The organism is Pseudoalteromonas sp. NZS11_1, assembly GCF_015864275.1.
GTDB lineage: Bacteria > Pseudomonadota > Gammaproteobacteria > Enterobacterales > Alteromonadaceae > Pseudoalteromonas > Pseudoalteromonas arctica.
Genome location: NZ_JADYXK010000007.1, coordinates 104,233 through 118,005, shown reverse-complemented (window position 1 = coordinate 118,005; position 13,773 = coordinate 104,233). Strand labels below are relative to the sequence as shown.

Genomic DNA, 13,773 nt, shown 5'->3' with positions numbered 1-13,773 from the left:
ATCACTGATTGAATTAAAGCAGCAGTGAATCATTTTTATTGTTACGAATATTTAACTTATCGATTGTTATTGATATTAATCATACAAACAAACCTTTTGAGGTGAATCACCACAGTGCTCGATAAAACTAATATAGAGGAAAAGAGAAAGGCTAATAGGCGCTATAAAAGCTTTATTTAGCTCGAATACTTGAAAGTATCCGAGCTAAGAGGGGGCACACACTATTTATTTTTTATGCTGAAGCTCCCACATACGGGCATATTCTCCGGCGAGTGTAAGTAACTCGTCGTGCTTACCTTGCTCAATAATTTTTCCGGCTTTGAGCACAATAATAGTGTCTGCATCGGTAATAGTAGAAAGGCGATGAGCAATAACAACGCTCGTATGGTTACTGGCAACTTCACGCATTGCTGCGAGTATTGCTTGCTCAGAATGAGAATCGAGTGCAGATGTTGCTTCATCAAAAATTAAAATAGGGGACTTTTTCAAAATAGCGCGTGCAATGGCAATACGTTGTTTTTCGCCGCCAGATACTTTTAAACCACGTTCACCAACCAGCGTTTTATCGCCTTTATCAAGTGTTGCTATAAAGTCTTTTAAATGCGCCATAGCAATGGCTTCGTCAATTTCAGCATCGCTTGCTGATGGTCTACCGTAAGCGATATTTTCACGAATTGTGGTGTTAAACAGCACAGTGTCTTGCGGCACAATAGCAATGGCTTTTCGTAAACTATTAAGTGTTACTGAGTTTATTGCTTGATTATCGATACTAATTTCACCGGCGCTTACATCATAAAAACGATAAAGCAGTCGCGCTAATGAGCTTTTACCAGCTCCGCTGGCACCAACAATGGCTACTTTACTGCCTGCTTTAACGCTAAAGCTAAGGTTATTAAGAATAGGGCGATGGGTATCGTAACTAAAATTTACATTATTAAATGTTATTTCACCTTGGCTAATATTGAGCTCTTTAGCATTAAGTGCATCGGTTATTTGTGGTTTTTTGTTAAGTAGCCCAAGCATGTTTTCAAGGTCGGTTAGCGCACGCCTTATTTCGCGGTACACAAAACCTAAAAAGTTAAGCGGTAAAAATAGCTGAATCATATACGCGTTAATCATTACAAGTTCACCAATAGAAAGCGTGCCTGCAACTACTTCGGTTGAGCCCAACCACATTAACGCGGTAATAGCACTGGCAATAATAAGTGCTTGGCCTGAGTTGAGGGCGAGCAACGACATTCTATTTTTCAAACGGGCTTTTTCCCAGTTTGCTAAAAAGGTGTCGTATGTTTTTGCTTCAAACTGCTCATTATTAAAATACTTTACCGTTTCGTAATTAAGTAGGCTGTCTATGGCGCGGGTATTACTTTGATTGTCGGCAGCATTTGCTTCTCTAATAAAGCGGTTTCTCCACTGAGTAACCACCACAGTAAAGGTAATATAAATAGCGACTGCCAGTAATGTAATAAGCGCAAACCAAACAGAAAACAACGTGCCAAAAATAATCGCAACGGTCAGTATTTCAAACAAAGTAGGCACAATGTTAAACATTAAAAAACGCATTAAAAAACTTAACCCGCTAGTACCGCGTTCTATATCGCGGCTAATGCCACCGGTTTGCCTATCTAAATGAAAAGCCAGCTCAAGTGAATGCAAATGCTTAAATACCTTTAAACCAATATCGCGCATGGCGTGCTCGGTTACGCGAGAAAATACAGCATCTCTTATTTCACCTAAAAATACGCTAGCAAAACGAAGCGCACCGTACATCAATAACAATAAAGCAGGAATAACTAACAGTGGGTTAATCGACTTATCTACCGAGTCTATTATTTCTTTAAGCGCCCAAGGCATTAAAAGCGTGGCACCTTTTGCGCCTATAAGCGCCATAAGTGCAATAAAAACACGGCCTTTAAATTTTGTAAGGTAGGGCCACAGTGTTTTTACACTTTGGCGTAAATTCATGGCGTCTGGTCGTTTTTCACTGCTTTGTCTGGGGCGCATTAAAAGTCTCAGTAAAATTAAATTAGATAGTAAATAGCTAAGGACTATTGTATTTCAAATACTAGCCCTTATATACTACGCATCCCTTATTTTAGTTTTAAAACGTGAATGTTTAAATTTAGAGTGTTTTTAACTGCCTTTTTGCTACTTGCTGCACTTTTTAGTGTGCAGAGCAATGCTATGGGCGCCTCACAAAATTTAAATATCAATGTTAGTACGCAGGTTTCGCTTACTGATATTGGCGATTTAACTAAAATACAGCCTATTAGTAAGTCTGTAGATACTACGCAGCATAAAAAAACGCATCAAACCGATTTTGACGCGCACCAACCAAGGTTAACTGCCAATAATTCATCATTGTTTTTGCACACTGTTCAAAGTGAGCCAGAATACGATGTGGTTTTTGAATTTTTTGCTCAAAATTTTATTAGGCATATATTCTTACGACCAAGAGCGATTAATCCTATACAGCCTTGGTATACGTTTGTAACTAATAGTAAAAAGTCGCGCTTGAGTGGCTGGAAAGACGTTAACTTACTCTACAAAGCTGTAACTACCTACCACGCTTAATTTTCCTTATTTAATTTTATTAGGTTTTAACTTTTAAAGTTTTAACCTGCAGATTAATTGTGCTTTTAAAAAGTACGTCGCTAGCTTTGCTGGCAATAAGGATTCAACATGTTAAGTTTTAAAAAAGATAAAAAGCCGTCTACGGCTAAGTTCAAATTAAGCTATATAGCCATGCTAATAGTATTGGTTTTATTAGCTATCAGCGCATTACCAAATTTATACCCAAATAAATCGTGGTTGCACATCAGTGCTGCTTCGCACAGCGAAACGCAATCTTTACCGAGCACTAAAACGCTAGTTACTTTTTTAAATAAACAAGGGCTAGAGGTTGAGCAGGGTTTAGATAAGCAATCGACTATTAATGTACTTTTAAACGAGCCAACTAAAAGCGCTCAGGCGCAAGCGGCTATAAAAGCGCAATACCCAAACATGCAAGTTAAAATTGTTGAGCATGCAACCAGCCCAACATGGTTACAAGATTTTGGTTTATCACCAATAAAGCTGGGCCTTGATTTAAATGGCGGTGTGCTATTTGTACTAGACGTAGATTTAGATAAAGCCGTTGATGAGCAATTAGTCAGTGCGTATCAACAAGCTAAATCAATCATCATTAAACAAAAAGCACATGGCGTAAAAGCGCAGCAAACTCAGCACGGGTTTGAAATAAACGCATTGCCTAATGCAACCGACAAGTTAACCCCCGTTATTGAAGAGCTACAAAGCCGATTTGCTAATTTAGCCGTTGTAACAAGCAATAACGGCAGCGTTAAAACTGCCAAATTTAGTTATTCAGAGCAAGGCCGCAGCAGCTTTGATAAAGAAGTAATGGGGCAAACACTCACAACCCTTCGTTCACGTATTGAAGAGTTAGGCATTAACGAATCGGTAACACAGCGCCAAGGAAAGCACCGCATTCGTATAGAGCTACCAGGCGTGCAAGATCCAACCGAAGCAAAACGTATTATTGGTGCAACAGCATCGCTTGGTTTTTATCAATTAAAAGAAATTGGCGGGCAAACATTTAATATGCAATCGGGCGGAACGATAAAGCTCGATCCTGTGCCAATTTTTACAGGCGATCATATTAATAATGCAAACATAGGCCGCGACGATTGGGGTAAACCATTGGCACAACTAAGCCTAGACGGCCAAGGCGGGGATGCAATGTCGGCGTTTTCAAAAGCCAATATTGGTAAGCCAATGGCGACGGTTTACTCTGAATATTCTCAAAACGCTAAAGGCGAAGTCGTTAAAAAAAGCGAAGTTATTAATGTTGCCAATATTGCTCAGCATTTAAGTTCGCGTTTTAGTATTACCAATATGAAAAGCCAACAAGCCGCAGCCGATCTGGCATTATTACTACGTGCAGGCTCGCTTACAGCGCCCGTTACAATTGTGCACGAACAAACAATAGGGCCAAGCCTCGGCAGCGAAAATATTAGTAATGGCTTAGCCGCGCTTATGTTAGGCATGGGTATTACCCTTGCATTTATGGCGCTTTGGTATCGCCGTTTAGGCCTTATTGCAAACGTAGCACTTATATTAAATTTAACGTCGCTTGTGGGCTTAATGTCATTATTACCAGGGGTTGTGTTAACGCTTCCGGGTATTGCAGGCTTGGTGCTAACCATAGGTATGGCGGTAGACACTAACGTAATAATATTTGAACGCATTAAAGAAGAACGTCGCCAAGGCCGTGCACCATATCAAGCTATTCAAGAGGGTTATAAACAAGCCGCAAATACAATATTTGATGCCAATATAACCACCATGATCACCGCACTTATCTTATACGGCATAGGCTATGGGCCCGTTAAAGGTTTTGCCATTACACTCGCACTGGGGCTTTTAACGTCTGTATTTACAGGTGTGTACGTATCAAAAATATTAAGCCAAACGTTGTATTTAAAAATGGGTAAAAAAGTAGGAGAAAAAGCACATGCTTAATTATTTTTTGAAAGGTGAAAAGGGCACACGTTTACGCTTTATGGGTATGCTTTTAAGTGCCATTTTAGTGCTGCTATCCGTATTTACGCTTACGCAAAAAGGTCTAAATTTTGGCCTAGATTTTACTGGCGGTTATTTAACTGAGTTTACAACTAGCCAAAGTGTTGAGCTAAAAGAGCTTCAATCGTTTATTGCTAAAAATCACAACGGTGAGTTTGAGCTAACCGCGCAAGGTAATAGTCATTTTCAATTAAGAGAAGCGCCAAGTGCATCAACTACATCAACAACAGCTAATAGCCCTGATTGGCAAAGCGCCGTTACACAAAACGATTATATAAACGCACAGGTATTATCGTCAGCTTATATTGGCTCACAAGTGGGCGATGAGTTATTTGATCAAGGCTGTTTAGCAATGTTTGCTGCAATGATTGCGGTAATGATTTACCTTGCAGTGCGTTTTGAATGGCGCTTAGCACTCGGCTCTGTGGTAGCGCTAGTCCACGATTTAATACTTGTACTTGGGTTATTTTCACTATTACAAATTGAGTTTAACCTAACCGTGCTGGCAAGTTTACTGGCGATTATTGGTTACTCACTTAACGACTCAATAATAGTAGGGGATAGAGTGCGCGAGCTTTTACGTGTTCAATCAAACAATATACTTAGCCCAGCAACTATTATTAATAATGCGATTAAAAGTACACTAACACGTACCTTAATAACGTCGGGTACCACACTTGCAACGGTTGCGAGCGTTTGGTTGCTTGCAGGTGCACCACTGCAAGGCTTTGCTATTGCATTATTTACCGGCATTGTAGTGGGTACGTTCTCGTCTATTTGTATAGCGGCAACCTTGCCGGAGCTATTGGGCTTAAGCGCTAAAAACTACGAAGTTAAAGTAGATGCCCACACGCAAACATTATTAGATATGCCATAAGGTTTTTAATAAAACACAAGCAAAGAGCTGCACCAACCAACGGCCCTTTGTTTGTTTAATGCAAATTTAAGTTCCGCAAGTATTCCCACCAAACTTGCGGGGTTTAAAACAATGGTTTTAAGCCCCGCAAAAATGTTAAACTAGCTGCCTTATTTTTACAGCCTGTATTGTACTAATCCCCATGAATAAAACCCACGTTATCGAACATCTTCGCTTTGCGCTAGAAGCGCAGCTTACAACAGCAAAAGTAGCGGCAAAAACTGCGCACGACACCGCCACACATGAAGAAAACATAGCCGAAAATAAATACGATACCCTAGGGCTCGAAGCCGCTTATTTAGCACAAGGCCAAGCCCAGCGCGTAAACGATTGCTATAAAAGTATAGAATTGTTCGAACCTGCCTTTAACGAAAAACCAACCGACAAAATAGCTATCGGTTCGCTGGTGTGTTTAGAAGATGATAACGCAGCCCAAAAATGGTTTTATTTAGGCCCCGCAGCTGGTGGTTTAACAGTAAACGTTAAACAGCACGCAATTGCTGTTGTAACACCCGGCGCACCAATGGGTAAGCAGTTACTAAATAAACAGATTGATGATGAAATTACGTTAACAATTGCAGGTAAAGCCCACGAATATGTGGTGGTAGAGATTTTATAAAGCTTTGGTTTTTTAAGAGAAGCTTTTGCTGGCAGAGCTATGCCAACGTAATAATCGCTTATTTATATTCATAAATTAATTGTCGGATGGCATGTCTTCACCATTTATCCAACCTATAGCTATGTTTTTATAGCGTAACGTGGTGTGTATTTCAATTTCTACAAAGGCATATAATGAGAAGTACCTAATAGTTTAAAAGTGAGCAGGGTTGACGTTAGGTGCTCCCTTTTTAATTGATTTTAGTGGTTATACAGCCTCGTTAGTTGTATTTCCCAAGTTGGCTACTCGGTGCTACTATAGTGATACATTTGTTTGGGGATTATTATGAGAGTAGAACTAGTAACAACATTGAAGCGTCAAGCAACGAAGATATTATCTGAACTTCATTCCTCTAAAGAACCTGTGTTGATAACTGAACATGGACAACCATCTGCATACTTAGTAGATGTTGATGATTATGAATTTATGCAAAAGCGTATGCAAATTCTTGAGTCTCTTGCAAAAGGAGAGCAGGCAATAAGTCGTGGTGAAACCATGTCGAATGTTGAAGCTAAAGATAAAATGAATAAATGGCTGAAATAATTTGGACTAATCCAGCTTTGGATGATCTTAACGATATCGCTGAATATATCGCATTAAGCAATTTGCAGTCAGCGAAAAAATTGGTTTCCAAAATATTTGAAAAAGTTGAACGTCTCAAACCCTTTCCTGAATCAGGTAAAAAACCAATTGAGTTAGCTAACCTAAATTATCTTGAACTGGTCGTGAATCCTTGTCGTATATTTTACAAAAAAGATAACAATAAAGTATATATTTTGCACGTAATGAGACAAGAGCGAGACTTACGAAAATTTTTGTTGCTAACGCAATATACAGCTAACAAGTAGGTAATCCCTGAGTGAAATTAGTATGACCCCCATACTAATTATTATAAAAAGCAATTATTAAAAAGCCATCCAAACATCTATAAAAATTCCAACTTAACCAATATAAGAACTAAATTATGGTTTGTTTATTAAAAAAATTGCTACACACGTTCCTTAAGTGTTTAATATACCGTACATAAATAATATGGAGGTTGAAATATGAGACATAACAATTGGTCTTGCTCTAAGTGTAATAATAACGAATTTGATACCGGTGAAATAAGAGTTTCGGGTGGCTTTTGGTCAAGAATTTTTGATGTTCAAAATAAAAAGTACACCGCTGTGACATGCAGTCGATGTAGTTTTACTGAATTTTATAAAGGTTCATCATCAACACTTGGTAACGTATTTGATTTCTTTACTGGGTAATCGAAGCTTAAAAAGCACTTTAACTGAAATGTAAACCGATCAGTTCAAGAGATACCTCCTCATTAAGGTGAGGAGGTTAAATGCTTAAACACACCTAAGCGATAATTCACCTTATTAAATGTAGGTGGACCTTTAGATATACACCAACTAATAGCAGTTAAACAAAATCTATTACACGCACTAATAATAAGCTTCAATAACAGACCATAAGGCTTGGATGAATTTATTTTTATGATTTTTCATCTAACATCCTTATATTTTAAATATCTAATTTTAGGTAGCTTTTTTCACAAACTTTGCTGTTACCATCATTTCGCCAATGCCTTCTACTTTACAATCAAGTTCGTGATCTTTTTTATCAAGCACTCTTCTAACTACCGCTTTGGTGCCAATTTTAATTACTTGCGAGCTGCCTTTAATTTTTAAATCTTTGGCTACTGTCACTTTGTCACCATCATTTAGCAAAGTGCCATTGGCATCTTTAACTAAAATTGCGTCTTCATCGCTTGTATTATTAGGGTTCCACTCATGGGCGCACTCGGGGCAAACAAGCAGTTGTTGGTCCTCGTAAACATATTCACATTGGCATTTTGGGCAAGCAGGCAGCGACACTTTTAACTCTCATAAGGTACTGTTTTGCGTATTTTAATCTGCGTTATTAGTTAATCAATATTTTTTATCTTCACGCTAAAAATATCTCGTTTGTGCGTTTTTAAAAAAGGGCATATAAAGCACATGTCGCTTAAGCAATTTAAGCGCTAACTCGTACAGTAGGTACCTGTTAAAGCACCCATCATATTAAGTGATTCGCGCAATGCCCACTTAGTACGATGGGTGTTTCTATTTATAATGCTTAGTATTTTACTAAGCATGCTTTTTATATTTTGACTTAACTAGGAAAAGTCGTGTTTAAAACCTTAATTGTGGTTGATAACAACGAGCAAACGCTTGCTCAATCGTTCGAAAATGTAATTACGTTTAATACCTATTTACGTGATTACCCAAAACATAACGAACCAAAAACACGCATTATTAATCTGTGCGACTCAAGCCAATACTTGAGCAAAGGTTACTATTGCTCGTTACTTGCAGAGGCGCGCAAGCACCAAGTTTTACCCAGTGTAAAAACCATTAATGCTCTTCGTAGTGGCCAAGCACCTATGTTAAATGTGGGCCAAATAGATGGCACACTTTACTTTGGCAATGCCCAAAATGATTTACAATCAAAAGCAGCAAAGTCGGTATTTAAACAATACCCAGCGCCTATTTTATTTGTTGATGAGCAAGGCTTATTACAACAAGGCTCGATGTCGTCTTTAAGCGAGCAACAGTACAGCGAATTTGTAGCCAAGCTAGATAACTTTACTAAAACGCAGTGGCGTATTAGTTCGGTACAACGTCGTTTTAGATGGGACATGGCAATACTTGTTGATCATAACGAAAAAGTACCACCGAGTGATAAAGACGCCATTGCACGTTTTATTAAAGCAGCGGCTAAACATGGTATTAATGCACAAGCATTAAGCTTTGACGAAATTGATAACATAGCCCAGTTTGATGCGTTATTTATTCGCCAAACTACAGCGATTGACCATCCAACGTATCGCCTTGCAAGCAAAGCGCAAAGCCTTGGTTTAGTGGTTATTGACGATGCTGAGTCTATTTTACGTTGTTGTAATAAAGTGTATTTACACGATGCGTTTAATTACCAAAAAGTGCCAAGTTTAAAAACGGTTGTAGTGGCTGATCAAGCAAATGAAACGCTTGAGCAATTAGAAGAAGCGTTTATGTATCCGCTTGTTTTAAAAATGCCTGAAGGGTCGTTCTCAAAAGGTGTATTTAAAGTTTCAAACCGTGATGAGCTTGCCGCTAAGCTTACAGAGCTGTTTGAGTTTAGCGCATTAGTGCTTGCACAAGAGTACATGTATACCGAATACGATTGGCGAGTGGGTGTGTTAAATGGCCGTGCAATTTATGCATGCCGCTATTTAATGGCGCGTAACCATTGGCAAATTTATAACCACGACGCTAAACGGTTTTTCTCTGGTGGCTTTGAAACCTTGCCAACCTTTGAGTTACCAAAAGCGGTATTAGATGCAGCATTAAAAGCATGTAAAACAGTGGGTAGGGGTTTATATGGCGTAGATGTTAAAGAGCATCAAGGCAAAGCATACGTGCTTGAAGTAAACGATAACCCAAGTATTGATCACAAAGTAGAAGACGGCTATTTAGGCGATGAGCTATACATGATCATTATGGATGAGTTTAAACAACGCTTAGAAGCACGAGGCCGTGGGTAATAACATGAGCAACCTTGTTATTCGAAAGGCGCTTAGCAGTGATTTAAACGCACTGATTGACGTTGAAAACGCCTGCTTTAATAACGATAAATTGAGCCCGCGCAGTCTAAAACGCTGGCTAAGTGCAAAACACGGTATTTTACTCGTTGCAGAAAGTGGCGAGCAAATATGCGGCTATGGGCTAGTATGGTGCCATAAAGGGACTCGCTTAGCGCGTTTATATTCGCTTGCTGTAAAACCCACAATGCAAGGTAAGGGGATTGCAAAAGCACTGCTTACTAGCCTAGAAAAAGAAACGTGTGAGCGGGCTCGTATTTACCTTCGTTTAGAAGTGGCTGTAAATAACGAAGGTGCGATTGGGCTTTATAAAAGCTTAGGCTACAGAGTATTTGGTCAATATAGCGATTATTACGACGACCACAGTGACGCACTACGAATGCAAAAAAACATTCGACAAACGAGTGAGTTAAAAGTGGCGCGTTTAACGCCGTGGTATCAGCAAACTACCGAGTTTACGTGCGGACCTGCTGCACTATTAATGGCAATGGGCGCACTTGAGCCTACTACTGAGCTTAGCCAATCACATGAGCTGGCACTTTGGCGTGAAGGTACCACCATTTTTATGACATCGGGTCATGGAGGGTGCCATCCATTTGGTTTGGCACTTGCCGCTAATAAGCGTGGTTTTAAAAGCGAAGTAATGGTTAATACCACCGAGCCTTTGTTTTTAGATGGCGTACGCAACGAGAACAAAAAAGTGGTACTTGCCACCGTGCATCAACAATTTGTAGATGGTATTGCACAGGCAAATATACCGCTTACACATAAAGATGTAGAGCTTGAGCATATTGAGCAGTGGTTAAGTAAAGGCTTTAGTGTGCTGTTATTAATTAGCACATATAGTTTTGATGGTAAAAAATCGCCACATTGGGTGTGTGTAACGCACCTTGATGAGCACTGCGTGTATGTTCACGATCCGTTTTGTGAGCCCGGTAACGATAAACAGCTCGCAATAGATTGCCAGTATGTACCTATTGCACGAAGTGATTTTAGTAAAATGTCAGCGTTTGGTAGCCAACGTTTAAGAACGGCGGTGGCTATAGCTAATAAAATATAAGGTTAACAGTGACTTTTTTAGATTTAATTGATGTAGCCCCGTATTCGTGGGCAGCTATTGGTACTGCGGCTTTTTGCGGTGCCATTATTGGTATAGAGCGCCAGTTGCGCGGCAAACCTGTAGGCATTCGTACCTCTGCGTTAATAACCTTGGGTACGTATTTGTTTTTATCCACTGCGTTTAATTTACAAGGGGATGTAATAGATCACTCTCGTGTAGTTGGGCAAATAATTACAGGTATCGGCTTTTTAGGGGCTGGCGTTATGCTCGCAAAAGATGGTGCGGTAGTTGGCGTTACATCAGCTGCAACCATCTGGGTGCTTGCATCAATAGGCGTTATGATAGCGACCGAAAACCTTGGCGCTGCAATAAAACTTTCGGTTCTGGTGGTCGGTATTTTATACGGTGTAGACGTACTCGAAGCTAAATTTAAAAGCTTAAGCAAAGGCGTTCACACTAAAGTAAAAAACTATCAAAAGCGCTATTATCGAAAAGAATTTAACGACACAGAACGCCACTAAAAGTGGCGTTTTTTAATTAGAGCGTAATTGTTTGATATTGGATGGCATCTTTAATAGGAGCTGGGCGCCCAATAAAATAGCCTTGCACGTTATCAACGCCTAGTTTTCTGAGTGTGTTTAATTCATCTTGATTTTCTATACCCTCAGCTACAATTGAGCAATTAATAGCTTTAACAAATCCGCATAGTGCTTTAGCTAATAAAAACTTCCTACGGTCTGTGTTTATATTTTGAGTGAGGCTTATGTCTAACTTAATGATATCAGCCTCTAATTCTAAAATATGCTGAAAAGATGAAAATCCAGCACCTACATCATCGATAGCTAGCTTTACACCCCGGTTTCTTAATGGTCGAAGTGCGGTTCTCATAGCTTGGTAGTCTAAAATAGGTGAATGTTCAGTCACTTCTAAAATTATTCTATTACAATCGATGCTTTGTAATACTTTGTCTATTGAGCCTGATAAAATATGCTGAGGTGAAGTATTTATAGTGATATAAGCTTTTTCATCAAATTGATCTAAGCAATGTAATGTATTTTGTATAGCAAGTATTTCTAATGCTTCTCCTAAACCTAGCTTTTCAGCATCTTTAAACCAAATATCAGGTGTTTTATAGGGTTCAATAAAAAAGCGTGACAGAGATTCATAACCCGAAAGTTGGTTGGTTGATAAATTAAATATGGGCTGAAAATAAATCGTAATATCGTTTGTTTTTATAATATTTTCAATAAGCGACTTTGACTCATTATTTAAAATGTCAGATTGAACTTTTTTTTCGATTAACTCAGTAGCTATTTCAGAAATCAGTCTAAGAAATGACAAATCTCTGTCGTTCAAGGTATTGTCTAATACGGTTTTATAACAGCAAAAAGTTCCATAAATCTTTCCGGTGGATAAGATAATGGGTACACCAATATAAGAGCCAATATTTAGCTTTTCTGTGACTGGCATGTTGCGGGTTATTGGGTGCTCAAGAGTATTAGGGATTATTTGTTCTAGCTCGTTATCGGATATTTTTTTACAGTAAGTTTCGCAAATTGGATCTGAATTACCTACTGATACGCAGGTATTTGTAGTTTGGTTATCTACCACTTTAAAAACGCGATCAGTATTGGTGAATTCTGAAATAAACGCGACTTCCATACTCAAATGTTTTCGTACAAGTGAAAGTAACTTTAATAACTTTGATTCAATAGAAGCATCGCTTTGTGGATCAAAAAGGTGCTTACTAAGTTTATCTCTCATGCAGTTACCTTGGTATAGCGTAAATTATATTATTGATAAGAGTATAATTTATGTATAAAAAAATGCCAATTTAGAGTGTCGTCGCTGGTTATCCAAATAACTTTCGTCTAACTACTTTTCTATAACCACTAGGTGTTTGGCTTAATACTTTTTTAAACACGCGTGTTAAATGACCTTGGTCGTTATATCCCACTTCTAAAGCCACTTCTTGAATTGATAAATTTGATGATGCTAATAACTCCTTCGCACCTTCTACGCGTAATTGTTGCCAATACTCAATAGGGCTTTGATTAGTGGCGGCTCTAAAACGGCGGGTAAAAGTACGGTAGCTCAAGCTAAATTGGGCAGCGACTTCTTGCAAGTTTAGCTCGGTGGCTAAATTTGTTTTTAGCCAAAACTGAATTTGCGCAATTAGCTCGTCGGGGTGACGGTCAACTGCACCTTCTAAGTAGCGTTGATCTTCGTAGGGTTTACGTATTTCGTGCGAAAAGTTTCGCTCTACATGTTGAGCGGCGGCTTTTCCATAGTACTGACTAATAATATGTACGATCACATCTGCAAGGGCATTAAGGCTTGCTACGGTGTACATGCGTTCTGACTGGGTTATAAAAAAGTCGGGTTTTAAACGCACTAACGGGTAGTCGTGGCTAAATTGATTGGCGTAGTGCCAATGGGTTGTAGCAGGGTGCCCATCAAGTAAGCCAGCCTCAGCTACTAAGCAGTTGCCAGTGCCTACACCAATTATATGACTGCCTGCGCTAAAGCTCTCGCTTAGCCAATCAACTACGCCTTGATTTGTACGCACTACAGGGCGCGGGTTTCGCCAAATTCCGGGCACTATAATTAAATCACTGTAGGGGGCGTTAGTTGTTATGCAATCAGGAATTATCGCAAGGCCTGCGCGAGTAGCTATAGATTCAGCATTTTTAGCCACTAAATTTATAGCAAGCGGTCTAAAGCTTTGCTTATCAATATGGCCTTTAGCAAAGGCCTCGCCGGCTCTTAACATCTCAATAGGCAGCGTTAAACTGGTAACTAATAAATGCGGATATACCGCTATAGCAATGTTTAGTGGTGGATTAGTGTTTTTTTCAGTCATATAAATGCTCCGACCAGTACATTTTGGCCTTTTGTGCTGAATATTTGGCTATTAAAGCACAATGCATAGTGCATAATCCATT

At 39.1% G+C, this 13,773-nt stretch carries 14 protein-coding genes; 10 read left to right on the top strand and 4 right to left on the bottom strand.

All coding sequences use genetic code 11. The annotated features are described in order from the left end of the window. Positions 1–225: 225 nt before the first annotated feature. On the bottom strand, positions 226–2,004 hold the full coding sequence (locus I6F44_RS07835; RefSeq protein ID WP_121955008.1) for an ABCB family ABC transporter ATP-binding protein/permease: 1,779 nt from the start codon (positions 2,002–2,004) through the stop codon (positions 226–228). A gap of 108 nt (positions 2,005–2,112) precedes the next feature. Here I6F44_RS07835 and I6F44_RS07830 point away from each other — a divergent pair, with 108 nt between their 5' ends. From I6F44_RS07830 to I6F44_RS07800, 7 genes are all read left to right on the top strand, one after another. Continuing rightward, the gene (locus tag I6F44_RS07830; protein WP_121955009.1) at positions 2,113–2,574 is read left to right on the top strand and encodes a hypothetical protein; all 462 of its coding nucleotides are present in this window, start codon (positions 2,113–2,115) and stop codon (positions 2,572–2,574) included. 108 nt (positions 2,575–2,682) lie between these two features. Continuing rightward, positions 2,683–4,521: a protein translocase subunit SecD gene (gene secD / locus I6F44_RS07825; RefSeq protein WP_197173546.1), complete on the top strand. Its 1,839-nt coding sequence runs from the start codon at positions 2,683–2,685 to the stop codon at positions 4,519–4,521. Beyond that, on the top strand, positions 4,514–5,458 hold the full coding sequence (secF, locus tag I6F44_RS07820) for a protein translocase subunit SecF (RefSeq protein WP_121955011.1): 945 nt from the start codon (positions 4,514–4,516) through the stop codon (positions 5,456–5,458). The genes secD and secF overlap by 8 nt, the downstream gene beginning before the upstream one ends. 181 nt (positions 5,459–5,639) lie before the next feature. Continuing rightward, complete coding sequence (locus I6F44_RS07815) at positions 5,640–6,116, top strand: GreA/GreB family elongation factor (RefSeq protein WP_007582643.1); 477 nt, start codon at positions 5,640–5,642, stop codon at positions 6,114–6,116. Positions 6,117–6,440: 324 nt separating this feature from the next. Beyond that, a complete protein-coding gene (locus I6F44_RS07810) occupies positions 6,441–6,698 on the top strand; it encodes a type II toxin-antitoxin system Phd/YefM family antitoxin (protein ID WP_010555056.1) in 258 nt (85 codons plus the stop codon). Next, positions 6,686–7,003, top strand: coding sequence for a type II toxin-antitoxin system RelE/ParE family toxin (locus I6F44_RS07805; RefSeq protein ID WP_010555057.1), 318 nt, complete (start codon positions 6,686–6,688; stop codon positions 7,001–7,003). Before I6F44_RS07810 ends, I6F44_RS07805 begins: the two co-directional genes overlap by 13 nt. Before the next feature lie 198 nt (positions 7,004–7,201). Then, positions 7,202–7,411, top strand: coding sequence for a zinc ribbon domain-containing protein (locus I6F44_RS07800; RefSeq protein ID WP_007582647.1), 210 nt, complete (start codon positions 7,202–7,204; stop codon positions 7,409–7,411). Between the two features lie 273 nt (positions 7,412–7,684). Here the strand turns inward: I6F44_RS07800 and I6F44_RS07795 are convergent, their stop codons facing one another. Beyond that, the gene (locus tag I6F44_RS07795) at positions 7,685–8,023 is read right to left on the bottom strand and encodes a zinc ribbon domain-containing protein YjdM (protein WP_010555058.1); all 339 of its coding nucleotides are present in this window, start codon (positions 8,021–8,023) and stop codon (positions 7,685–7,687) included. A 293-nt stretch (positions 8,024–8,316) separates the two neighbouring features. Between I6F44_RS07795 and I6F44_RS07790 the strand changes: the two genes are divergently transcribed. Genes I6F44_RS07790 through I6F44_RS07780 form a run of 3 tightly spaced genes read left to right on the top strand, consistent with a single transcriptional unit; the run spans position 8,317 to position 11,349 of the window. Next, on the top strand, positions 8,317–9,711 hold the full coding sequence (locus I6F44_RS07790; protein WP_121954837.1) for a RimK family protein: 1,395 nt from the start codon (positions 8,317–8,319) through the stop codon (positions 9,709–9,711). Between the two features lie 4 nt (positions 9,712–9,715). Further along, complete coding sequence (locus tag I6F44_RS07785) at positions 9,716–10,828, top strand: GNAT family N-acetyltransferase/peptidase C39 family protein (protein ID WP_121954840.1); 1,113 nt, start codon at positions 9,716–9,718, stop codon at positions 10,826–10,828. 8 nt (positions 10,829–10,836) lie between these two features. Then, on the top strand, positions 10,837–11,349 hold the full coding sequence (locus I6F44_RS07780) for an MgtC/SapB family protein (RefSeq protein WP_007582656.1): 513 nt from the start codon (positions 10,837–10,839) through the stop codon (positions 11,347–11,349). 16 nt (positions 11,350–11,365) lie between these two features. On the opposite strand, the gene I6F44_RS07775 is transcribed toward I6F44_RS07780, so the two are convergent. Beyond that, positions 11,366–12,592, bottom strand: a complete 1,227-nt coding sequence (locus tag I6F44_RS07775) for a sensor domain-containing phosphodiesterase (RefSeq protein WP_121954836.1) — start codon at positions 12,590–12,592, stop codon at positions 11,366–11,368. Positions 12,593–12,680: 88 nt separating this feature from the next. Further along, on the bottom strand, positions 12,681–13,691 hold the full coding sequence (locus I6F44_RS07770; protein WP_121954835.1) for a GlxA family transcriptional regulator: 1,011 nt from the start codon (positions 13,689–13,691) through the stop codon (positions 12,681–12,683). Positions 13,692–13,773: the final 82 nt, after the last annotated feature.

Bases quoted from the DNA above. Each gene is read 5' to 3' on its own strand.
- I6F44_RS07775 (WP_121954836.1), bottom strand. From the start codon at position 12,592: ATGAGAGATAAACTTAGTAAGCACCTTTTTGATCCACAAAGCGATGCT.
- I6F44_RS07785 (WP_121954840.1), top strand. From the start codon at position 9,716: ATGAGCAACCTTGTTATTCGAAAGGCGCTTAGCAGTGATTTAAACGCA.
- I6F44_RS07815 (WP_007582643.1), top strand. From the start codon at position 5,640: ATGAATAAAACCCACGTTATCGAACATCTTCGCTTTGCGCTAGAAGCG.
- I6F44_RS07830 (WP_121955009.1), top strand. From the start codon at position 2,113: ATGTTTAAATTTAGAGTGTTTTTAACTGCCTTTTTGCTACTTGCTGCA.
- I6F44_RS07805 (WP_010555057.1), top strand. From the start codon at position 6,686: ATGGCTGAAATAATTTGGACTAATCCAGCTTTGGATGATCTTAACGAT.
- secF (WP_121955011.1), top strand. From the start codon at position 4,514: ATGCTTAATTATTTTTTGAAAGGTGAAAAGGGCACACGTTTACGCTTT.
- I6F44_RS07810 (WP_010555056.1), top strand. From the start codon at position 6,441: ATGAGAGTAGAACTAGTAACAACATTGAAGCGTCAAGCAACGAAGATA.
- secD (WP_197173546.1), top strand. From the start codon at position 2,683: ATGTTAAGTTTTAAAAAAGATAAAAAGCCGTCTACGGCTAAGTTCAAA.
- I6F44_RS07800 (WP_007582647.1), top strand. From the start codon at position 7,202: ATGAGACATAACAATTGGTCTTGCTCTAAGTGTAATAATAACGAATTT.
- I6F44_RS07770 (WP_121954835.1), bottom strand. From the start codon at position 13,691: ATGACTGAAAAAAACACTAATCCACCACTAAACATTGCTATAGCGGTA.
- I6F44_RS07835 (WP_121955008.1), bottom strand. From the start codon at position 2,004: ATGCGCCCCAGACAAAGCAGTGAAAAACGACCAGACGCCATGAATTTA.